At 70.8% G+C, this 21,685-nt stretch carries 18 protein-coding genes; 12 read left to right on the forward strand and 6 right to left on the reverse strand.

The window, feature by feature from the left end; translation table 11 throughout:
• From ACFZA0_RS32155 to ACFZA0_RS32205, 11 genes are all read left to right on the forward strand, one after another.
• The coding region (locus ACFZA0_RS32155) for an amidohydrolase family protein (RefSeq protein ID WP_391023513.1) at positions 1 to 335 on the forward strand (335 nt) is incomplete at its 5' end.
• Complete coding sequence (locus ACFZA0_RS32160; RefSeq protein ID WP_391023514.1) at positions 332 to 1,987, forward strand: thiamine pyrophosphate-binding protein; 1,656 nt, start codon at positions 332 to 334, stop codon at positions 1,985 to 1,987. The genes ACFZA0_RS32155 and ACFZA0_RS32160, both read left to right, overlap by 4 nt.
• 23 nt (positions 1,988 to 2,010) lie before the next feature.
• Positions 2,011 to 2,904, forward strand: coding sequence for an ABC transporter substrate-binding protein (locus ACFZA0_RS32165; protein ID WP_391023515.1), 894 nt, complete (start codon positions 2,011 to 2,013; stop codon positions 2,902 to 2,904).
• Positions 2,905 to 2,973: 69 nt separating this feature from the next.
• Positions 2,974 to 4,134: a DUF3500 domain-containing protein gene (locus tag ACFZA0_RS32170; protein WP_391023516.1), complete on the forward strand. Its 1,161-nt coding sequence runs from the start codon at positions 2,974 to 2,976 to the stop codon at positions 4,132 to 4,134.
• Positions 4,135 to 4,181: 47 nt separating this feature from the next.
• Positions 4,182 to 5,063 carry a hypothetical protein gene (locus ACFZA0_RS32175; RefSeq protein ID WP_391023518.1) on the forward strand — a complete coding sequence of 294 codons (882 nt, stop codon included), beginning with the start codon at positions 4,182 to 4,184 and terminating at the stop codon, positions 5,061 to 5,063.
• A 54-nt stretch (positions 5,064 to 5,117) separates the two neighbouring features.
• The gene (locus ACFZA0_RS32180; protein ID WP_391023519.1) at positions 5,118 to 6,101 is read left to right on the forward strand and encodes a 4,5-dihydroxyphthalate decarboxylase; all 984 of its coding nucleotides are present in this window, start codon (positions 5,118 to 5,120) and stop codon (positions 6,099 to 6,101) included.
• A 40-nt stretch (positions 6,102 to 6,141) separates the two neighbouring features.
• Positions 6,142 to 6,996 carry an amidohydrolase family protein gene (locus ACFZA0_RS32185; protein WP_391023520.1) on the forward strand — a complete coding sequence of 285 codons (855 nt, stop codon included), beginning with the start codon at positions 6,142 to 6,144 and terminating at the stop codon, positions 6,994 to 6,996.
• Positions 6,997 to 7,088: 92 nt separating this feature from the next.
• Positions 7,089 to 7,790, forward strand: a complete 702-nt coding sequence (locus ACFZA0_RS32190; RefSeq protein ID WP_391023521.1) for an FCD domain-containing protein — start codon at positions 7,089 to 7,091, stop codon at positions 7,788 to 7,790.
• A 61-nt stretch (positions 7,791 to 7,851) separates the two neighbouring features.
• Positions 7,852 to 9,444 carry a carboxylesterase family protein gene (locus ACFZA0_RS32195; protein ID WP_391023522.1) on the forward strand — a complete coding sequence of 531 codons (1,593 nt, stop codon included), beginning with the start codon at positions 7,852 to 7,854 and terminating at the stop codon, positions 9,442 to 9,444.
• Between the two features lie 12 nt (positions 9,445 to 9,456).
• Complete coding sequence (locus tag ACFZA0_RS32200) at positions 9,457 to 10,548, forward strand: ABC transporter substrate-binding protein (protein WP_391023524.1); 1,092 nt, start codon at positions 9,457 to 9,459, stop codon at positions 10,546 to 10,548.
• A 41-nt stretch (positions 10,549 to 10,589) separates the two neighbouring features.
• Positions 10,590 to 11,453: an ABC transporter permease subunit gene (locus tag ACFZA0_RS32205; RefSeq protein WP_391023526.1), complete on the forward strand. Its 864-nt coding sequence runs from the start codon at positions 10,590 to 10,592 to the stop codon at positions 11,451 to 11,453.
• A gap of 204 nt (positions 11,454 to 11,657) precedes the next feature.
• Here the strand turns inward: ACFZA0_RS32205 and ACFZA0_RS32210 are convergent, their stop codons facing one another.
• From ACFZA0_RS32210 to ACFZA0_RS32235, 6 genes are all read right to left on the reverse strand, one after another.
• Positions 11,658 to 12,743 (reverse strand): galactose-1-epimerase, encoded by a 1,086-nt coding sequence (locus ACFZA0_RS32210; protein WP_391023528.1) that lies wholly within the window; start codon positions 12,741 to 12,743, stop codon positions 11,658 to 11,660.
• 129 nt (positions 12,744 to 12,872) lie between these two features.
• The gene (locus tag ACFZA0_RS32215; RefSeq protein WP_391023530.1) at positions 12,873 to 13,898 is read right to left on the reverse strand and encodes a substrate-binding domain-containing protein; all 1,026 of its coding nucleotides are present in this window, start codon (positions 13,896 to 13,898) and stop codon (positions 12,873 to 12,875) included.
• A gap of 72 nt (positions 13,899 to 13,970) precedes the next feature.
• Entirely contained in the window at positions 13,971 to 14,972 is a 1,002-nt protein-coding gene (locus ACFZA0_RS32220; RefSeq protein ID WP_391023532.1) for an ABC transporter permease, read from the reverse strand.
• Positions 14,969 to 15,934, reverse strand: a complete 966-nt coding sequence (locus tag ACFZA0_RS32225; RefSeq protein ID WP_391023534.1) for an ABC transporter permease — start codon at positions 15,932 to 15,934, stop codon at positions 14,969 to 14,971. The genes ACFZA0_RS32220 and ACFZA0_RS32225 overlap by 4 nt, the downstream gene beginning before the upstream one ends.
• Positions 15,931 to 17,619, reverse strand: coding sequence for an ATP-binding cassette domain-containing protein (locus ACFZA0_RS32230; RefSeq protein ID WP_391023536.1), 1,689 nt, complete (start codon positions 17,617 to 17,619; stop codon positions 15,931 to 15,933). Before ACFZA0_RS32230 ends, ACFZA0_RS32225 begins: the two co-directional genes overlap by 4 nt.
• Before the next feature lie 128 nt (positions 17,620 to 17,747).
• A complete protein-coding gene (locus ACFZA0_RS32235) occupies positions 17,748 to 18,860 on the reverse strand; it encodes a substrate-binding domain-containing protein (protein ID WP_391023537.1) in 1,113 nt (370 codons plus the stop codon).
• Between the two features lie 573 nt (positions 18,861 to 19,433).
• Between ACFZA0_RS32235 and ACFZA0_RS32240 the strand changes: the two genes are divergently transcribed.
• Positions 19,434 to 21,680 (forward strand): glutaminase domain-containing protein, encoded by a 2,247-nt coding sequence (locus tag ACFZA0_RS32240; protein WP_391023539.1) that lies wholly within the window; start codon positions 19,434 to 19,436, stop codon positions 21,678 to 21,680.
• The last annotated feature ends 5 nt before the right edge of the window (positions 21,681 to 21,685 follow it).

The following is a 21,685-nucleotide window of genomic DNA, read 5'->3' on the forward strand; positions in this document are numbered from 1 at the left end:
CGCCGCTGGAGGAGTCGATCCTGCCGAACGTGTCCTTCGACACCTGCGTCTACCACCGGCGCGGCATGGAACTCCTCCTGGACGTCCTGCCCGCCGCGAACGTGCTCTTCGCCTCCGAGATGATCGGCGCCGTCCGCAGCATCGACCCGGAGACCGGACGGCGCTTCGACGACACCAAATACACCCTCGACTCCATCGACACCATCAGCGACGAGGACCGCCGGGCGATCTACGGCGGCAACGCACTGCGGGTCTTCCCCCGCATCACCGATGTCCTGGAGGCGGGCGGGACGGCCGCAGCGGCGACCGTGACGGACAAGGAGTTGCAGAAGTGAAGGTTTATGAGGCTCTGGCCGAGGCGTTCGTGCGTGAGGGCACCACGGATGTGTTCGGCATGATGGGTGACGCGAACATGCACTGGATGGCGGCTCTCGCCGACCGGGGTGTGCGCTTGTACGAGGTGCGTCACGAGGGGTCCGGTCTGGGGATGGCGGACGGCTGGGCCCGCGGGTCGGGGCAGCCGGGTGTGGTGACCACGACGAGCGGGCCGGGGGTTTCGCAGCTGGCGACGTCGATGCTGTGCGCGAGCCGGGCCCGTACCCCGCTGGTCGCGTTCTGCGGCGAGACCCCGCTCGGTGACGAGGGCGCCACCCAGTACCTGGACCAGCGGCGCTTCGCCGCCGCGATCGAGTGCGAGTTCCTCCAGGTCACCCGCCCCGAGAACGCCAACGAGACGGTGCGCCAGGCGTTCTACCTCGCCCGCACCACCTCCCGCCCCGTCATGATCAGCGCCCCCTTCGACGTCCAGGTCGCGGAGCTGGACGACGACGAGGAGGAGTACGTTCCCTCCACCGCCCTGATCCGCACCCAGCGGCTGCTGCCCGACCCCGCCGCCGTCCAGGACGCCGCCGCCCTCGTCGCGGACGCCAAGCGTGTCGTGGTCATCGCGGGGCGCGGTGCCCGCAGGGCCGGCGCCGGCGAAGAGATCCTGGCGTTGCAGCAGCAGACGGGCGCGCTGCTGGCGACGACGTTGCAGGCGAAGAACTGGCTGTGCGACCGCACCGACTTCCACGTGGGCCTGTCGGGGCTGTTCGGGGACAAGGCGTCGATGGAGCTGCTCCAGGAGGCGGACTGCGTGATCGCGGTAGGCGCGAGCCTGAACCACTACACCATCGAGAGCGGCTACCTCTACCCCGAGGCCAAGTACATCCAGATCGACACCGCCCCGCACCTCGTGATGGGCAACGGCAGGATCGCCGACTGCTACCTCCAGGCCGACGCGGTGACCGGCCTGGGCGAACTCACCCGCACCCTCGCGGACCGGTCCGTGCGCCTGGAGGGCTACCACACCGACACCGTGCGCCGGCACCTGACCGCACGGCTCGCCGAACCCGAGGAATACGTCAACGAGCCCGGACGCCTGGACCCCCGCGAAGCCATCCGGATCCTCGACGACGAACTCCCCGGCGAGATGGGCCTGGTGCTCGGCAGCGGTCACCAGACCGACTTCGGGACCATGCTCTTCCAGCGCTCACGCGACGTGCTCTCCAACTACGGCATGTTCGGCGCGATCGGCCAGGCCCCCCTCATCGCCCTGGGCCAGCTCATCGCGCACGGCAGCAAACCCGGCTTCGTCGTCGAGGGCGACGCCAGCTTCCTCATGCACCTGCCCGAGTTCGAGACAGCCGTCCGCTACCAGGTCCCCCTCCTCGTCGTCGTCATGAACGACCAGGGCCTGGGCGCCGAATACCACAAGGCCCGCGCCAAGGGGCTGGACCCCGAACTCGCCACCATCCCCACACCCGAACTCGGCACCGTCGCACAAGCCCTGGGCGGCGCCGGAGCAACCGTCCGCACCCCGCAACAACTGCGCGACGCACTCGCCGAGTACGTCCACACCCCACGCCCCACCGTCATCGACGTCCGCATCACCCGCGAAGTCCTCAGCACCCCCTACCGACGCATCCAGTACGGCGAAGACGTATGAGCCGAACGAGCAAGGAGCACCCCATGTCACCGCTGACCATCATGCTGGGCAACCACGCGCACACCCGGCTCCTGAAGGACGGGACCGTCCCCGTGGACGGAGTGGACTGCCGCTACCTGGAGTCCTCCCCGATGCCCCCGGCGTTCGCCCGCATGGTTCGCGAACTGGCCTACGACATCTGCGAGATGCCGATGGCCACCTATCTCCAGGCCCGCGACGCGGGCATACCGCTGACGCTGCTGCCGGCGGTACTGGTGGGGAGCACCCACCACCGTTCCCTCACCCGGCTGCCGGAGGACCCGGCCATCGCGCCCGGGGACCTCGTCGGCAAACGTGTGGGGGTCCGCGCGTACGGCCAGACCACGGGGCTGTGGGTACGTGGCTGGCTGCGGGAGGAGTACGGGGTCGAGTCGTCCGACGTCACCTGGGTGACCACCGAGGACGTCCACGTCGCCCAGTACGTCAACCCTCCCTACGTGGAACGGTCGACGGCCGAGCGGGTCGCCGACCTGCTGCGCTCCCACGACGTGTCCGCGGCCGTGCTCGGTCCGAAGGCGATCGGCGGGCAGGGCGCGGGACTTGTCCCGCTGGTCGCGGACGCGGAGGCGGCCGGACTGGCGTGGACGGAGCGGCACGGGACGATCCCGGCGAACCACCTGCTGGTGGTGCGCGACGACGTCCTGCGGGAGCGGCCCGAGGCGGTTCTCGCCTTCCACCGGGCCCTGAAGCGGGCGATCGCGGAGACGGCGGACCAGCGCGACGACTCGCCGGCGGGGCGCGCGGTCACGGCCGGGTGGAGCGCGTCGCTGACCGCCTGCCTGGAGATCGCCGCCCAGTACGCCCTGGAACAGGACCTCATCACGAAGCCGGTGGACGTCGCGGCGATCGAGAAGAAGGTGGCCTTCCTCGACGCCTGAGAAGGCGGCCCACGAGGGGTGTGCCGACTGCGGCACGCATGTGAGGAAGCATCGCGAAAGGAGGAGCTGGTGCGAGAGCCTGTGGGGCTGCGCAAGCGGGGCAACCCGCCCACGCGCGAGCCGGAGACATGGACACGCGACCTGCTCGACAAGGTCGGCTGGCGAGTAAAGGCGGCTCACGAGCCTTTCCGGGGCGTGGCCACGTCGGACGGCGTCCGGCAGGACCTGTTCCCGTTGCGCGCCACGGGCGCGGACGTCCGTGGGGTGTACCGGGCGGCGGAGGAGTACCTGGCAGGTCTGACGGACAAGCAGCTCGCTGCCGGCCGGTTCCCGATGGACGACGAGAGCTGGCGCCACTGGAACAACGGGGCCCGGTACTTCCTGCGGCACGGCATGCTGCTGGAGGACTTCGACGACGCGCAGCGCGAACGGGCCCTGGCCGTGGTCCGCGAGAGCCTCAGCGCGGACGGGTACCGCCAGGTGGTCGACCTGATGCGTCTCAACCTGACCATCGGTGAGCTGAGCGGCAACACGTACGGCCTCAACGAGTGGCTCTACTGGTTCTCCCTCTACGGCGAGCCCGAGAACGGCGGCCCCTGGGGCTGGCAGCTCGACGGGCACCACGTCAACATCAACTGCGTGTTCGTCGGGGACCAGATGGTCCTCACCCCCAGCTTCCTCGGCGCCGAGCCGGTGATCGCCGGATCGGGGAAGTACGCCGGGACCGTGGCCTTCCGCGGCGAGGAGGCGCTGGGGCACGAGCTGTTCACCCGGCTCGACGGTGGGCAGCGCGAACGTGCCGTCCTGTCGGACACGATGCCGGAGGAACTGTTCGTCGGAGCCTTCCGGGACAACTTCGACTTGGACTACCAGGGGCTGCGGCTGAGCGACATGACGCCGGGCCAGCGCGACACCGCGCTGCGGCTGCTCGGGCTCTACGTGAACCGGGCCGGCGACGACCACGCCCGGGTGCGCATGGAGGAGGTGCGCGCCCACGAGGGCGACACGCACTTCGCCTGGATCGGCGACCCGGACGGCACGTTCTACTACCGCTTCCACAGCCCGGTGATCCTCGTCGAGTTCGAGCACATGCCCGGCGTGCTGTTCGACAACGACTACCCCTCGCGGCGGCACATCCACACGGTCGTCCGTACCCCGAACGGCAACGACTTCGGTGTCGACCTGCTGCGTCAGCACCACGAGCGGCATCACGGCGCTCCGCGCGGGTGACACCGGGGCCGCGACGACCGCCGCAACCTATGCAGGAGGAGACAGACATGAAGTTGGTGCTGGGCCGGGACGATCTCGCGGGGGCTGCTGCGGCGGCGGTCCGGGAAGCGGGCGGGCAGCCGGAGCGGGTCGGTATCTCGCCGGTCCACAAGGCCTCGCGGGGTTTCGTGAACGCGTCGGACGTGGATCTGTGCGAGCTGGCGATCGTGACCGTGTTGCAGGCGGTGGCGTACGGCAAGCCGTTGCTGCTGCTGCCGCTGACCACGTTGGGGCGTCATCAGCACCAGACGCTGGTGACCATGGGCGGTCTGTCGGTGGCCGACGTGGAGGGCCACCGCGTCGGGGTGCGGGCCTGGAGCCAGACCACCGGGGTGTGGGTGCGCGGGTTCCTCACCGAGCAGTACGGCGTCGACCTGCGCAAGGCCCACTGGACCACGTACGAGGGACATCACGTCGAGGGTGCGGTCGATCCGTCCTGGGTGCGACGGGCGCCGAAGGGCACGAAGCTGCCGGCGGACTTCCTCGCGGGCAGCGTCGACTTCGGGATCATGGGCAACGAACTCCCCGCCGACGACCGGATCCGTACCGCGATCGACGACGCGCACACGGTCGCCCAACAGTGGTCGAAGGACCAGGGGTTCGTCCCCGTCAACCACGTCGTCGGCGTGTCCGAGGCGGCCGCCGCACGGTACGCCCCCGCGATCCTCGCCGCGTACGACGCGATGCGCACCGTCTTGGCCGACCAGGAGGAGGGGAGCGGCCCGTTCCCGCTGCACCCGGTCGGCTTCGAAGCCCTGCGCGGCGCGTTCACCAAGGCCGCCGCCTACGCGCTGGAACAGGACGTGATCCCCCGGGCCGTCGACTACGACGAACTCGTCCAGCACACCTGCGCCGCCCTCGACGTATCCCCCTCCCGACTCGGCGGCTGACACCCCCCGGCACGGACGGCCGGACCTGACGACACACGAGCAAGGAAAGAGCACATGGACAAGCTCACGGTGGTTCTCGGAGACTATCCGCACGCGCAGCCGCTGTTGGACGGTGACGTCGAGATCAACGGCTACACGGTCGAGCCGGTGGAGGTCAGGCCGGTGATCGGCGCCTACCGGCGGATGATCCGCGACCTGGAGTTCGACGTCTGCGAACTCGCCCCGGTGTCCTACCTGATGGCCCGCCAGGAGGGCGTCGCGCTCACAGCCGTCCCCGTCTTCCTCAACCGGCGCTTCCACCACGGCGACGTCCAGTGCGCCGCCCACTCCGGGATACGTGTGCCACGCGACCTGGAAGGACGCCGGGTAGGTGTGCGGGCCTACTCGGTGAGCACGGGAGTGTGGGTACGGGGTGTGCTGCACGACGAGTACGGCGTCGACACCGACAGCATCACCTGGGTCGTCGACGACGACGACCACGTCGAGGGCCACGTCCCCCCCAACGTCGAACGCGTCACCGACGGACGCTCACTGGGCGACCTGCTGCGCGCCGGAGAGATCGACGCCGCGCTGACCGGCAACGCCGGCACCGGCCGCGCCGGCGCCCCCCGCGCCGGCTGGACGGCCACCACCGAACCCGAGCCCGGCACCGACGACAGCCCCTACCCGCTCTTCCCCGAGGCCGCCACCCTCGCCGCCGACCATTACCTGCGCACCGGCATCTACCCCCTGCACTCCCTGGTCGCGATCCGCTCCGAACTCCTCCAGCAGGACCCGGACCTGGGCACGAACCTCTACGCGGCGTTCGCCGAGGCCAAGCGCCGCCACCTCGCCGCGCACCCCGACTGGTCCGCGACACCCCGCCTGGCCCGCCAGGCCCGGCAGACCGGCAGCGACCCCGTCCCCTACGGCATCACCTCAAACGAGCGCAGCCTGACGGCGATGATCCGCTTCGCCAAGGACCAGCACCTCATCGACACGGCACACCCGGACGACCTCACCGCCCTGTTCGCCACGGGCGAGTACCCCGACGCCTGAACCGGACCGGACCGCACACCCAAGACAAGGGAGCAACCACGTGGACATCGTCGACGCGCACTGCCACATCATCTCCGCGGACCCGGCCCGCTACCCCCAGGCACCCATCGGCGGCAAGCAGTCGCAGTGGGCCGCCACCCGTCCCGTCACCGCCGAGAGCATGATCGCCCGCATGGACGAGACCGGCATCGACCAGGCCGTCCTCGTCCAGGCCACCACCAACTACGGCTACGACAACTCCTACGTCCTGGACACCGCCCGCGACCACCCCCACCGCTTCGTCGCCGTCGGCACCGTCGACCCCCTGCGCCCCGACGCCGCCGCCTCCCTCAAAGCCGCCGCCGGCGACGGCGGACTCGCCGGGGTCCGCCTCTTCACCAGCGGCAGCACCGTCCCCACCCAGGGCGAATGGTTCGTCGCACCCGAGACCTTCCCCTTCTGGGAACAGGCAGCCGCACTCGACCTCCCCGTCTGCCTCCAGATGCGCCTGGGACCCGCCACCGGACAACTCGTCGAACTCCTCGAACGCTTCCCCCACGTCAAGATCCTCCTCGACCACATCGGCTACCCCGACATCGCCAACTCCCCCGCGAAAGCGGGCCAGGACGTCGCCGCGCTCGGCGTCCACCCCGGCCTCCACCTCAAACTCACCCACCGCAACCTCGAACGACTCCACGACGCCGGCCAGAACGCAACCGACTTCCTCACCCCCGTCCTCGACGCCTTCGGCGCCGGACGCATCGCCTGGGGATCCAACCTCCCCGCAGCCGAACAGTCTCTCCCCGAACTCCGCACCCTCGCCGAGGAAATCCTCACCGACCTGCCCGAAACAGACCAACAGGAAATCTTCGCCGGTACCGCACGACGCCTCTACCCCCGACTCACCCAAGCCTGAACTACCGCCTGCGGCACGTTACTTGGCGTCGGGTCCGGCTCTTCTTCCCGGCGGCACATGTCCTCTCCGAGCAGAACTACAGGGTGGTCACGGTGGATTCCAACGGTTTCGACGACGACGCGGGCCGTGCTCTGCTGACCCGGCAGAGCCAGGCCTACGAGGGGCTGCGTTCGCTGCTGCTCTCGGGCAGCGTCGAGCCGGGCACCCGGCTCACCGAGGCCGATCTGACCCGCATGTTCAGTGTCTCGCGCAGCACCATGCGGGCGGTCCTGGTCCGGCTGACCCAGGAGGGCTACGTCACCAGCGAGGTCAACCGGGGTGTGCGCACCCGCAGTTTCTCCGTCGAGGAGGCGGCGGACATCCTGGAGGCGCGCGAGACCCTGGAGTCCGCCCTGGCGGGCAAGGCCGCGGAGCGGGCCACCGAGGAGGAGATCCGCGGGCTGCGCAGGACGCTGGAGGTCATGGAGGACTGCAAGTCCCGTGGTGACGCGACGGGTTACTCCCGCGGCAACCGGAGCTTCCACCAGCAGATGAAGGAGGCCGCGCACCAGCAGACCCTGTCGCGGGCCTACGACACCCTGCTGTACCCCCTGGTGATGCGCCAGTACCGCAACCTCTCCGCACCCCACCCGCGCACCGGGTCGCTGGAGGAGCACCAGGCGATTCTGCTGGCCGTGGTCACACACAATCCCCCGGCGGCAGTCGCCGCGATGCTCCACCACGTGGCTTCGGCGCGCCGGGCGCTGCTGCTCCAGGCGCACCAGGAACGGGCGGCAGCGGCGGTGGACGGCTGAGGCGGCGCGGCGCCCGCCGGCGCGGATCCCAACGGCCGTCCCCCACCGAACAGGAGAGACCATGCAGCAGCCAGTGCAGACGGAAGCGGGACTGGTCCGCGGCCTGCCGGGGCGGGACCGGTCGGTCACCGTCTTCCGCGGCATCCCTTACGCGGCGCCTCCCGTCGGAGAGCTTCGCTGGCGGCCGCCCCGGCCGCCGGTGCCGTGGGCCGGGGTGTACGAGGCCGTCAGGTTCGGCCCCATGTGCCCGCAGGTCCCGGGGTCCGGGCGCGACGGCAACGATCTGCCGATGAGCGAGGACTGCCTGCGCCTCAACGTCTGGACGGCCGCGTCCACTTCGGACGAGCCGCCGCGTCCGGTGCTCGTCTGGATCCACGGCGGCGGCTTCCGCGTCGGCACGGGGGGCAACGCACGGTACGACGGTGAGGCTCTGGCGCGCAGGCAGGTGGTGGTCGTCACCTTCAACTACCGGCTGGGGGCCTTCGGTTTCCTCGCGACGCCGGGGCTCAGCGCGGAGTCCCCCCACCACGCGTCCGGCAACTACGGCATGCTCGACCAGATCGCCGTGCTGACGTGGGTGCGCCGCAACATCGCGCGATTCGGTGGCGATCCCGAACGGGTCACCCTCGCCGGACAGGCGGCGGGCGCCGGATCGGTGAAGTTCCTGAGCATGTCGCCGCTGGCCAAGGGCCTTTTCCACCGGGCGGTCGCGCAGAGCCACGCCCGTCACTCCCGTGACCCCGACCTGCGGTACCTGTGCACCTCGTACCGGACCCTGGCCGAGGCCGAACAGTCCGGCGCCCGCTACGCCACCGGACGCGGGGCACGGACGCTGGGCAGGCTGAGGTCGCTGCCCTGGCCGAGGCTGGTGGAGGGGGACGCCTCCGCGGTGGACGGGGCGGTCGAGACGGGTGGCCCGGCCAAGCCGCCGCTGTTCCGGCCGGTCGTGGACGGCTGGGTGCTTCCCGCCGGCTACGACGAGACGTATGCGAAGGGGACGCAGAACGACGTCGGGTTCCTGGCCGGGAGCAATCTCGACGAGGGCGGCGCGGTGCCGGCGGATGCCTTCGCGGAGTACCGGGCGCTGGGCCGGAGGTCGTGGCGGCCCGGTGCGCCGCCGGTCCATCTGACGCACCAGGACTTCACGGCCGCGTCCCGGCTCAAGTTCGGGGCGCTGGCGGACGAGTTCCTGCGGCTCTATCCGGCGGCGACGGACGACGAGGCGGCGCACGCCCACTGCGCCGCGGTGCGGGACAACGCCAGGATCTCGACCTGGCTGTGGGCGAGGGACTGGACCGCTCACGCGGACCGCCCGGTCTACACGTACTTCTGGACCTACGCCGCCCCGGCGGGCGCGGGCATCCGTCGTGCCTCGCACGGCTCCGAGATCGACTTCGTGTGGGGCAACCTCCCCGACAGCACGGGCGAGTTGGTCCCCGAGGACCACCGGGTCGCGGACATCATGACCGGCTACTGGGCGAACTTCGCGGCCACCGGCGACCCCAACGGGCCGGGGCTGCCGCACTGGCCGGCGTGGTCGTCCGGCGCCGAGACCGTCATGGAACTCGGCGCGGGTTTCGGCCCCGTGCCGCTGGCGGAACCGCCACGGCTCGACTTCTGGAAACGCTTCTTCCTTACTCAGCAGCCTTGGTGACAGGAGACGTTCATGGATCATCACCGGACGGCACCCGCGTCCCGCAGGGGGTCCCGGCCGCGGCCCGGCAGCGGACGCCGGCTGCTCGCGCTCGGATCGGCCGCGGCACTCGCCCCGGCGCTGCTCACCGCCTGCGGCGGCGGCTCCGGCACGACCACGACCTCGGACGGGCTGGTCCAGGTCACGGTCGGCGGTGGCGGCAGCATCTTCGACACACCGCTTCAAGTGGCCGATGCGAACGGCTACTTCAAGAAGCAGGGGCTGAAGATGAAGTTCGTGACGCTGACCGCGGCCACCGGTCCCTCCGCGCTCCAATCGGGCTCGGTGCAGTTCTTCGACAGCAGCCCCACCGGGTTCGTTTCCGCCCTCGCCAAGGGGCTTCCGCAGATCGCGGTCTCCTGCGACGGTCTGGGCAATCCGCTGGGCCTGGTCGTCAGCAAGAAGTTCGCGGCCTCCCACCAGTTGACCGCGAAGTCCTCCGCGGCGACGGTGGCCGAAGCGCTGTCGGGTTCGACCGGCGGTTCCAGCTCCGCGAACACCAAGGCCGAGGCGGGCATCTTCCTCGACAAGTACGGCGTCGACCCCGACAAGAGGGTCAAGTGGGTGTCGCTGCCGAGCCCGGCCGCGGACAAGGCGGCCATCAACAGCGGGCAGATCGACTGGTTCGTCACCTCGGAGCCGATCCCGTTGCAGATCCAGGACGCCGGTGACGGTGTCGTGGTCGCCGACCCGTTCAAGGTCCCGGAGTGGGCCGCCGGGCAGGCCGGCTACGGGCAGCTCGTCGTCGCCCAGCGGAGTTACGCCACCGCGCATCCCGACGTCGTGAAGAAGTTCGCCACGGCGGTCCAGCAGGCGACGGCGTACATGGACACCCATCTCAAGGACAGCGACGACCGGACGGTGCTGAAGGCGGCGCGGAAGTCGCTGGCGGGCGTCCCGGACGGCGTCGTGCAGGCCGGCCTCCAGCAGGTCGACTGGCCCACGAGCGGCTCGATGGACGCCGCCGGCTGGAAGAAGACCATGGCGTTCCTCGACAGCCTGGGAACCGTTCCCACGGGCGCCGAGGTCACCGCCGACAACTGGACGAACAAGTACCTCCCTTAAGACGACCGGGCGCCACAGCGACGACCCGAAAGGAGCAGACAATGGCGACTGCCACCAGCAGCGCGGAGAGCAAGACCGGGGTGAGGGCGGCCCGGAAGAAGGGCGCCACGAGCAGCGCCTGGCGAGGGACCGCGCTGGTGGCGGGCCTGCGCCTCGCGGTGATCGCGGTGACCCTCGTCCTGTGGCAGGTGATGAGCGGGCCGGTGCTGCCGGAGTACGCGGTCAGCAAGCCGACGGACGTGTCGCACGCCCTGTGGAAGTTGCTGGGCTCGTCGACCGGCTGGACCGACATCAAGACGACGGCCTTCGAAATCGTCGCCGGATTCGGGATCGGCGTGGCCATAGGCACCGTGCTGGGCCTGGTGCTGGGGTCGGTGCCGCTCGCGGGCCGGGTGTTCGAGCCGTTGATCGCGGCCGTCAACGGCATCCCCAAGATCGCTCTCGCGCCGCTCTTCCTGTTGTTCTTCGGCATCGGCCCGATGTCGAAGATAACCATCGCGGCGGCGGGCGTGGCCTTCGTGGTCTTCTACAACGTCTATCTGGGACTGCGGCTGCGGGAGCGTGAACTCGTCGAGATCGTCCAGGTGATGGGCGGGCGCCGGCACCACGTGCTGAGCTACGTGACGCTTCCGACGCTGGCCGCGCCGTTCTTCGCGGCGCTCAAGACGGGCGGCCCGCTGGCGATCCTCGGTGTCATCGGCGGTGAGTTCATCGCCTCCACCGACGGCATCGGCCACGAACTGTTCACGGCGGCCACGAACCTCGACGCGCCGACCGAGTTCGCGGGGCTGATCATCCTGGTGGCGATGACGCTCATCCTGAACGGGGTCCTCACCGGCCTGGACACCCTGGCGCTCAAGCGCCTCGGCCTGGGCGACCGCCGGTCGCGGGGCGGGAAGGGCTGAGCGGGCGGCAGACCTGTACGGCCGACGACGGGCCGGGCGGCCTCCTGGTTCCTCCGCCCGGCCCGTCATCGGCCGTCGCCCCGGGCCAATACGCCCACCCTGTCCGGCAGATGCTCGCGCGCACACCACCTGCGGCCCGTGGGCGCGCGCGACCGTCGCACGACGCACCTGCACGGGCCGGAGTTCTCCGCCCGGTCGGCCGTGTCACACGTGCGGGAAGCGGAACTCGGTACGGCTGCGGTACTCCTCCCCCGGGCGCAGCACCGTGCTCGGGTACTCCGGCCGGTTCGGCGAGTCGGGGAAGTGCTGGGTCTCCAGGCAGACGGCGCCGTGGCGTTCGTAGGGCTTGCCGTCGGGGCCCGCGAGCGAGCCGTCGAGGGTGTTGCCGGTGTAGACCTGGATGCCCGGTTCGGTGGTCCACACCTCCATCCGCCGGCCGCTGCCCGGGTCGGCGAGCCGGGCGGCCCGGCGCAACTCGCCCCGGTGCGCGGGCGGGTGGAGGACCCAGCAGTGGTCGTAGCCGCCCGCGTCCGTCAACTGGGGATGCCCGGCGGCGATGCGGTCGCCGATCGGGTGGGCGGACCGGAAGTCGAAGGGGGTGCCCGCGACGGGTTCCTGCGGGCCGAGGGGGATCGCCTCCGGCGTCACCGGCAGATACGTGTCGGCGGCCAACTCCAGTGTGTGCGCGAGGACATCGCCGCTGCCGGCTCCCGCGAGGTTGAAGTAGGAGTGGTTGGTGAGGTTGACGACGGTGGCACGGTCGGTGCGCGCCCGGTAGTCGACGGCGAGGGTGCCGGCGGGGTCGAGGGTGTAGGTGACTACCACGTCGAGACCGCCGGGAAAGCCCATCTCCTCGTCCTCGCTGTGCAGTTGGAGAGTCAGTGCGGCAAGTCCCGTGCCGTTGGCGGCGGCGGGGGCGGCCGTCCAGAGCTGTCGGTGGAACCCGTCCGGGCCGCCGTGCAGGGCGTGGCCCCGGTCGGTCACGGGCACGTGGTGGGTGCGGCCGTCGAGGGTGAACTCGCCCTGGGCGATGCGGTTTCCGTAGCGGCCGACGAGCGCACCGAGGTAGGGGTTGGGGGCGGCGTACTGGGCCGCCCCGGACAGGCGGAGGACGACGTCGTCGGCGTTCCCCGCGCGGTCGGGCACCCGCAGGCCGGACACGATGCCCCCGAGGGTGAGCACGTCGGCACCGACTCCCCTGCCCGAGTCCAGCCGCCAGCGGTGCACGGGTCTGCCGTCGGGCAAGGTGCCGAAGGGTGAGCCGGTCAGGGTGCAGTGGGGTGTCGACATCCTCGTCCTCGGTTGTCGGGTGCCCGCGGGGGGCGTCAGGGTTGCGACCAGGAGCAGGGCCGGGAGTCCGGCCGGCGGGAGGGGCGGCCGGCGGCGGGTGCGCGGAGGCGGTGGGAGCGTGGCGTCCCGTCAGACCCTGCGGATCGCGGTGGACTCGCGCACGATCAGCCGGTGGCCCGGCTGGATGCGGCGGGGTTCGGGCGGCGTGTCCAGGCCGCGGGCGGCGATCCGCTCCACCAGGCAGTCCACGGCGAGTTGGGCGAGACCGGACTTGTCGGGGGCCACCGTACTCAGCGAGACCGCTCCGTAGCGGCCCTCCTCGATGTCGTCGAAGCCCACGACCGCGATGTCCTGCGGCACCCGCAGGCCGCGTTCGGCCAGCGTGCGCATGGCGCCCAGCGCGATCAGGTCGTTGTAGGCGAAGACCGCGTCGGGTCGCCTGTCCCGGTCGAGCAGGGCGGACATCGCGGCGGCGCCGTCGGCCCGGTCGTAGCCCTCGGTGGCCACGACCAGGGACTCGTCGGGGACCAGGCCGGCTCCGGTGATCGCCTCGCGCCAGCCGCGCAGCCGCAGGTGGGCGGGTTGCCGGACGCTCTCGCGGCGGGCTCCGAGGAAGGCGACCCGGCGGCGGCCCAGGTCGAGGAGATGGCGTACCGCGACCCGGGCCGCACCGACGTTGTCGATCATGATGTGGTCGTACGGACCTTCATACTCGCGTTCGCCGAGGAGCACCATGGGCGGTCCGTCGGGCCGGTCCAGCAGGTCCTGTCCCTCCAGTCCGATCGGGCTGAGGATCAAACCGTCGATGACGTGCGAGCGGAAGCCCTGCGAGACCAGCAGTTCCTTCTCGCGCAGGCCCGCGGTGTGGTCGAGAAGCACCGTCAGGTCGTGTCCGGCGGCGGCGTCGATCACGGCTCCGGCGACCTCCGCGAAGTAGGGGTTGCCCAGTTCGGGGATGGCGAGGGTGATCAGGCCGGTGCGGCCCTTGCGCAGGTGACGTGCCGTCAGGTTGGGCCGGTAGCCCAGTTCGTCGATGACCCGCTGGACGCGCTCCCTGGTCTGCGGGGTGACGTGCGGGTAGTCGTTGACGACGTTCGAGACGGTCTTCACCGACACACCGGCGCGCAGCGCGACATCCTTCAGGCTGACGCCCACGGCGATCCTTTCTCGGGGCGGGGAGGTGGTCCTGCGGCCGGCCGGGCGGACGGGCCGCCCCGGACCGCGCTGTCATTCGAGCCGCTGGGTACGGCTCAACAGCGCCTGCATCAGCACCACCAGGGCCAGGAAGGCGCCGTTCACCGTGTCGGTGAAGGCGGAGCCGTACTGGGAGAAGTAGTGGTCGATGAGGTTGTGGATGACCGCGAGCAGCAGTACGCCGCTGACGGTACCGCCGATGGAGCCGCTGCCGCCGGTCAGCAGGGTGCCGCCGATGACGACCGAGGCGATGGCGGTGAGTTCGTAGCCCACGCCGATGGTGGTGACGCCGGAGCCGAGGCGGGCGCTGCCGAGGGCGCCGGCCGCGGCGGCGAGGGTGCCCGAGAGCAGGTAGACGAGAACCTTGGTGCGGGCGACCGGCAGGCCGAGCAGCAGTGCCGCGTTCTCGTTGCCGCCGATGGCGGTGAGGGTGGCGCCGAAGCGGGTGCGGGTCAGCAGCAGCGCGCCCAGGGCGAACAGCACGGCGACGACGAGGACCGGGGTCCAGGTACCGGCGCCGAGGGAGCGGAACGCGGAGTGCCGCGGCACGAGGTAGGTGGTGGCGCCCTCGTCGGTGATGGCCTGCATCAGTCCGCGCAGCCCGAGCAGTCCGACGAGGCTGACGATGAACGGCGCCATGCGGGCCCGCGCGACGAGCAGTCCCTGCACGGTGCCCCAGAGGGCGCCCGCGGCCAGCGGGAGCAGGATGGCGAGCCAGGTGCCGTGAGTGGAACCGTACGCGGCGAGCACTCCCCCGAGGGCGTACATCGAGCCGACGGACAGGTCGATGCCGCCGGTCATGATGACGAAGCTCATGCCGAGCGCCAGCAGCCAGACGAACGCGTTGTTGCCGAGGATGCTGCTGATGTTGGACCAGGTCGGGAAGGTGGACGAGGTCACCGACGCGATGGCCGCCACCAGCACCACCACGACCAGCGCGCCGCGCCGCTGGATCTGCGGGGCGATCCGCTCGCCGAGGGTCGCACGCGGGGTCTCCGCCCCGGTCCGCGCGGTCGTCAGGACGCTGGAGGTCATCGGGTACCACGCTCCTGGGAGGCGTACACGGCGAAGCAGATGATGGCCGCCTCGACGATCTGGGTGTACGAGGTGTGCACGTTGTGCTGGGTGAGCACGGCGGTGATCAGCTGCATGAACAGCGCTCCGGCGGCGGTGCCGAGCACCCGCACCCGGCCTCCGGACAGCGGGGTGCCGCCGACGACGACCGCGGTGATGGCGTCGAGTTCCATGTTGAGGCCCTGGTTGGCGGGGTCGGCCTCCGCGCCGTGCCCGACGATGAGGAGACCGGCCAGTGCGGCGAGCACCCCCGAGATCACGTACACGGTGATCAGCACGCGCCGTACGGGCAGTCCGGCGAGCCAGCTCGCCTGCCGGTTGTCGCCCACGGCCACCAGTTGCCGGCCGAAGGTCGTGCGGCGCACGAGCAGGCCGGTGAGCACGGCGCAGACCGCGGCGATCCACGCCATCTCGGGCAGCCCCGCGATGTTGCGCGAGCCGAGGTCGAGGACGCTGCTCTGGGTGACGGCCTTGGCGGAGTTGCCGTTGACGATCTCGGCGAGACCCCGGACGCCGATCATCAGCGACAGGGTGGCGACGATGGGCTGGATGCGGGCGAACGCGACCATCGCGCCGCCGATCGCGCCCGACACCGCGCCAATGAGGAGGGCGGCGACCAGGACCCCGCCGAGTCCGTACCCGGCGTAGAGCGGTACGACGGAGGCGGCCAGCGCGATGACGGCGCCGACCGACAGGTCGATGCCCTCGGTGCCGATGACGAGGGCCATGCCGAGCGCGACGAGCAGGGTGGGCGCCAACTGGAAGAGCTGGACGCGGATGTTGCTCATCTCGACGAACGAGGGGTCCAGGCCGACGGCCACGACGAACAGCACGGCCAGGGCGGCGTAGACGCCGTACTCCTGGAGCAGGCGCAGCATGCGTGCCCGGTCGGCCACGGGGCCGTTCCAGGTGAGCGAGGTCATCGCTGGTTCTCCTTGACCGTTGCCGGTGCGGACGGCGGGGGCGGCGTGGCCGGGTCCGTCTCGGCCGTCTCCCCGGGGGCGGGTGGTTCGGTGGGCGGGCCCGCGGGGTCCCCGGCGTGACCGGCGACGGGCTCCTGGGCCGCCGCCTCGGGTGCGGCGGCGAGGGTGTCGAGCAGCGCGTCCTCGGTGACCTCGTCGCCGTCGAGGTGTCCCACGACGTGGCCGTCCTTGAGGACGACGACGCGGTCCGAGCCCTCGATCAGTTCCTCCAGGTCGGAGGAGATCAGGAGCACGCCGAGGCCGTCGCCGGCGAGTTCGTCGATGAGTGCCTGCACCTCGGTCTTGGCGCCGACGTCGATGCCCCGGGTCGGCTCGTCGAGCAGCAGCACCTTGGGGTTGAGGCACAGCCAGCGGGCGAGCAGCACCTTCTGCTGGTTGCCGCCGGAGAGGTCGCTGACCTTCTGGTCGGGGCTGGACGCCTTGATGCGCAGCCGCTTCATGAAGAGGGAGACGATCTCGTCCTGCTTGGCCTGCGAGACGATTCCCGCGCGCGAGAGGCGGGGCAGTGCGGCGAGCGAGATGTTCTCCCGCACCGACAGGTTGGGGATGATGCCCTCGGCCTTGCGGTCCTCGGGCAGCATCACGATGCCGTTGCGGATCGCGGCGGCGGGGCTGCGGTGCGGGAGCCGGCGTCCTTCGATCTCGACGGAGCCGTCCTCGGTGGCCAGGGCACCGACGATCGCCTTGGCGGTCTCGCTGCGGCCGGCCCCCAACAGGCCGCCCAGGCCGACGACTTCACCGGGGTGGATGTCGAGCGAGACACCGTGCAGACGGTGACGAGACGTCAGTTGCTCTGCGCGCAAAGCGGGTTGGCCGTCCTGCCGGTCGTGCCGGTCGGTGTCGAAGGCCGTGCTGCCCTTCTCGCGGACGGCGGCCATCTCCCTGCCGAGCATCAGGGAGACCAGCCTGAGCCTTTCGAGTTCGGCCATGGCGCCGGTGTGCACGACCGCGCCGTCGCGCATCACCGTGACCCGGTCGCAGATCTCGTAGAGCTCGTCGAGGCGGTGACTGACGTAGACGACCGCGATGCCGTCCCGCTGGAGACCCCGGATCACGGAGAAGAGGGTCTCCACCTCGCGCGGTTCCAGCGACGAGGTGGGCTCGTCCATGATGACCACGCGCGCGTCGACCTGCACGGCGCGGGCCAGCGCCACCATCTGCTGGGCACCCAGGCCCAGGCTGCGCAGCGGGCGCGTGACGTCGACGTGCACGCCGTACCGGCCGAGCACCTCGACGGCCTCGCGGTTCATCCGGGAGACGTCCACCAGACCGAAGCGGCGGGGCTCGCGGCCGAGGAACAGGTTGCGGGCGACCGACATCAGGGGGACGAGGTTGACCTCCTGGTAGATGGTGGAGATCCCGGCGGCCTGGGCCTCCAGCGGGTTGCGGAAGGCGCGCTCGTCGCCGTCCAGCCGCACCGCGCCCGAGTCGGGCCGGTACACGCCGGTCATCACCTTGATCAGCGTGGACTTGCCCGCGCCGTTCTCGCCGATGAGGGCGTGCACCTCGGCCGGGCGCAGGCCGAAGTCCACGTCGCGCAGCGCGTGCACGCCGGCGAAGCTCTTGTTCAGTCCGGCGACCTCCAGGACGAGGTCGCCGCGGGGCTCGGGTTCCTGGGGGACCACGTCTGCCTCCTCGTACGGGACTGCCGAGTGCGGGGCACGGGCGGCAGCGGGTGCGGAGGGCCCGGTGGCCGCGGAGCCCGTGCTCCCGCGGCCACCGGACCCGGGTCCGGTCGGGGCCTGCGGCCGGATCAGTACACGAGGCCCTGCTCGAGGGCCTGCTTGGCGTTGTCGGACGTGAAGTGGCCGTCCTTGATGATCACCTTGTCCTGCACGCCGGCGGTGCCGTAGAAGTCCTGGAGTGCCTGGAAGGCGAGCGGGCCGAACCGCGGGTTGGTCTCGATGTCGGCGGCGGCCGTGCCGGAGGCGACGTTCTGGACCATCTGCTCGATGCCGTCGATCGAGACGATCTTGATGTCCTTGCCCGGGGTCTTGCCGGCGGACTTGATCGCCTGGATGGCGCCGAGGGCCATCTCGTCGTTCTCCGCGTAGACGGCGTTGATGTCGGAGTGCGCCTGGAGGAGCTGCTCCATCACCTTCTGGCCGTCCGTCTGGGCGAAGTTGCCCGTCTGCGAGGCCACGATCTTCATCTTGGGGTACTTGGCCTTGACCTGGTCCTGGAAGCCCTTGGTGCGGTCGGTGGTGACGTTGTTGCCGGGGCTGCCGGTGAGGATCGCCACGTGCCCGCTGCTGCCGGTCGCCGCGGCGAGGTCGTCGGCGGCCACCTGGGCCTGGCCGTAGAAGTTCGAGCCGATGAAGGCGACGTAGTCCGTGCAGGCGGTGCCGGTGACGGTGCGGTCGATGGTGAGCACCGGGATCTTCTTCGCCTTCGCCTTGGCCAGCGCGGGGCCGAGGCCGTCGGAGTTCTCGGGTGCCACGATCAGCACCTTCGCACCCTGCGCGATCATGTCCTCGATCTGCGAGTTCTGGGTGTTGACGTCCGCGTTGGCGTTCCGCTCGATCAGCTTGACGCCCAGCTTCTTGGCCTCGGCCTCGATGCTCTTGGTCTCGGTGGCCCGGAAGGGGTTGCTGGTCGACTCCGACTGGGAGAAGCCGACGACGGTCTTGCCGTCGGTGATGTCGAGCTTCGGCGCACCGCCTCCATAGCTCTGGTAGGTGCAACCGGGGCCACTGGCGGAGGCGCTGGGCGAGGCGACCTGCTGGGCGGCCGCGGAGTTGTCGCCGGACGCGGCGCCGGATCCGGACGAGTCGTCGCCGGAGTTCGTGCAGGCGGTCGCGGTCAGGCACAGGCTGACGGTCAGCACCGCGGCGGAGCCGGCCTTGGCCCAGAGGTGGGTGTACATGCGCCGATCACATCCTCGTCGAAACGGTCGGGGCGTGCGGGATTCGGGCGGAACACTGCAGGGGGAACCGTCCGGGACGGGACGCGTGGAGCTTGCGGAGCGACCCGGCGCGGTGGCGGTACAACGTTGTAGAGGCACAGTGGAGGACGACTCCGAACAGTGTCAAGAAGTCAGTTTCCGTTTATTGCACGGGAGTTGGGAAACGGGCCCGCGAGAGGGCGCGGAACCTGCCGGTCCGATCACAACCGAACCGTTACCGGGTTCGAAGCAGGCACAACTCCCCTGTTCAGCAAGGTTTCTGACGTCGCGTCGGTGAGCCGGTTAACCTCCGGGAAATACGTCGACTCCCGAGGGTGGACATGACATCAGCCCTGTGCTGTCATCGTCCTGCTCGCTTTTCCATCGTTGTAGGACCGGCTCCCAGCGACCCGCGCCGACGCCACGGCGCCGCGTGGTCGATGCCGGCGTCTCCGCGTGTCCCCCTGGCTCCGTCCGGCAGCCCGGCGCGCCCACCGTCCGCGCGCCCTGCCCGCCCTTCACCGTTTTCCCGAGCGGCACCCCCAGGAGAACCGAATGACCGCAAGGAACGACAACTCCGGCCTGCCCGCGCACACTTCGAGCTCCCCCGCCTCCCCTGCCCCGTCGTCCGAAGGACTCAGCCGTCGCGGACTGATCCGCTGGACCGGGGCCGCCGGACTCGGCGCGGCGGGCGCCGGCCTGCTGCCCGGCCTCGTCCCGGCCGCCGCCGCACAGCCGCTGACGGACTCCGCCGCGGTCGCCGCGTCCTCCCACGACTCCTCCGGCGTGGTCTCCCCCGCGTTCGACCCGATCCGGCCCCCGTCCGTCCCGCTCGCCGTGCGCTCCCCCTACCTGAGCACCTGGCTGAACGCGGACCTGCCGGCCGGGCACTGGCCCAGCTTCTGGACCGGCCACACGACCGCCATGACCGGCGTCATCCGGGTGGACGGCACCAACTACCTCTTCCTGGGCGCCCCGAACGTCGCCGACCACCCGCTCACCCGGGCCGTGGTGCAGCGCTCCCTGACCGTCACGGCGACCCGCTCCGAGTTCGTCCTGGAGGCCGGCGGCGCCCGGCTCACCCTGACCTTCCTGTCCCCCGTCGAACCGGGCGACCTGCGGCGCCAGTCGATGCCCCTGTCGTACGTCGTCGCGGACGTGCGCAGCGTCGACGGTGACAAGCACGACGTCTCGCTCTACTTCGACATCTCCGGCGAGTGGGCCTCGAACGACTCCGGGACGAAGATCGGCTGGGCCCAGCAGCAGCTCTCCGGCTCCGGCGGCACCACGGCGACCTCCCTGTCCTTCGCCGCGGACAGCCCCGGGGTGCTGAAGGAGAACGGCGACATGGCGGCGTGGGGCACCGTCGTGTGGAGTGCCACCAACCGCTCCGGGCTGAGCTGGCAGATCGGCTCGGACACCACCGTCCGGGCCGCCGCGCTGTCCGGCGAGGCGCTGGCCAACTCCGTCGACGGCCGGCAGCCGCGCGCCATCAGCGACGGGTGGCCCGTGTTCGCCTTCCGGTTCGACCTCGGCACCGTGCGCGACTCGACCGGCGCCGTGCTCTCGGTCGGCCACGTGCGCGAGCCCGCCGTCAGCTACCTCGGCGAGCAGCTGCCGCCGCTGTGGAAGTCGTACTGGCCGGGGTGGCAGGAGATGGTGGCCTCCTTCCACTCCGACGCGAACGCGGCCCAGCGGCGCACCGCCGCGCTGGACCTCAGGATCCGCACCGAGGCGATCGCCGAGGGCGGCGCGAAGTACGCGGCGCTCTGCGCGCTGGCCCTGCGACAGGCCTACGCGGGAACGGAGTTGGTCAGCCGCGACGGCAAACCGTGGGCGTTCCTGAAGGAGATCTCCTCGGACGGCAACGTCTCGACGATCGACGTCACGTACCCCGCGATCCCGGTCTTCCTCTACCTGGACCCGGCCTATCTGGGCCTGATCCTCGAACCGCTCTTCGACTACGCGGAGAAGGGCGGCTGGCCGAAGGCGTTCGCGGAGCACGACCTCGGCTCCAGCTACCCGAACGCGACGGGGCACAACGACGGCAACGAGGAGGACATGCCCGTCGAGGAGTCCGCCAACATCGTGCTGATGAGCGCCGCGTACCTGGCCCGCAGCAGTTCCGCCACGGCCACCGCGTTCGCCTCGGCGCACTACACGATCCTCAAGCAGTGGGCCGACTACCTGGTGGACAACGCCCTCGACCCGGACAACCAGAACCAGACCGACGACTTCACCGGTTTCATCGCCCACAGCGCCAACCTCGCGCTGAAGGGCATCCTCGCCATCGGCGCCATGGCCCGGATAGCGAAGGTGGCCGGCCGGACCGCCGACCGCACCCACTACGACGGCGTCGCCCGTGACTACATCGCGCAGTGGGTCGACAAGGCCGAGGACACCGGCAAGGACCACCTCAAACTCGCCTACGACCAGCCGGGCACCTGGAGCCTGAAGTACAACGGCTACCCGGACGCCCTGCTGGGCCTGAACCTCGTGCCGAAGTCGGTGGCCGAGAAGGAGGGCGACTGGTACCTGTCGCAGGCCAACCAGTTCGGCGTCCCGCTGGACCTGCGGCACAGCTACACCAAGGGCGACTGGGAGATGTGGACCGCGGCGTGGCTGCGGGACCACCCGGTCAGCCAGGTGCTGGTGGACTCCCTCTACCTGTTCGCCAACACCTCGCCCACACGAGTGCCGTTCACCGACTGGTACGACACGACGACCAAGACGCAGAGCGGCGGCTTCCAGGCCCGCCCCGTGGTCGGCGGCGTGTTCGCACTGCTGAGCCTGCGGAAGTAGGCGGA

Source organism: Streptomyces sp. NPDC008150 (assembly GCF_042956945.1).
Classification (GTDB): domain Bacteria; phylum Actinomycetota; class Actinomycetes; order Streptomycetales; family Streptomycetaceae; genus Streptomyces.

Coding starts and splice junctions, on each gene's coding strand:
- ACFZA0_RS32165 (WP_391023515.1), top strand. CDS start 2,011: ATGTCACCGCTGACCATCATGCTGGGCAACCACGCGCACACCCGGCTC.
- ACFZA0_RS32175 (WP_391023518.1), top strand. CDS start 4,182: ATGAAGTTGGTGCTGGGCCGGGACGATCTCGCGGGGGCTGCTGCGGCG.
- ACFZA0_RS32180 (WP_391023519.1), top strand. CDS start 5,118: ATGGACAAGCTCACGGTGGTTCTCGGAGACTATCCGCACGCGCAGCCG.
- ACFZA0_RS32195 (WP_391023522.1), top strand. CDS start 7,852: ATGCAGCAGCCAGTGCAGACGGAAGCGGGACTGGTCCGCGGCCTGCCG.
- ACFZA0_RS32200 (WP_391023524.1), top strand. CDS start 9,457: ATGGATCATCACCGGACGGCACCCGCGTCCCGCAGGGGGTCCCGGCCG.
- ACFZA0_RS32205 (WP_391023526.1), top strand. CDS start 10,590: ATGGCGACTGCCACCAGCAGCGCGGAGAGCAAGACCGGGGTGAGGGCG.
- ACFZA0_RS32210 (WP_391023528.1), bottom strand. CDS start 12,743: ATGTCGACACCCCACTGCACCCTGACCGGCTCACCCTTCGGCACCTTG.
- ACFZA0_RS32220 (WP_391023532.1), bottom strand. CDS start 14,972: ATGACCTCCAGCGTCCTGACGACCGCGCGGACCGGGGCGGAGACCCCG.
- ACFZA0_RS32225 (WP_391023534.1), bottom strand. CDS start 15,934: ATGACCTCGCTCACCTGGAACGGCCCCGTGGCCGACCGGGCACGCATG.
- ACFZA0_RS32235 (WP_391023537.1), bottom strand. CDS start 18,860: ATGTACACCCACCTCTGGGCCAAGGCCGGCTCCGCCGCGGTGCTGACC.
- ACFZA0_RS32240 (WP_391023539.1), top strand. CDS start 19,434: ATGACCGCAAGGAACGACAACTCCGGCCTGCCCGCGCACACTTCGAGC.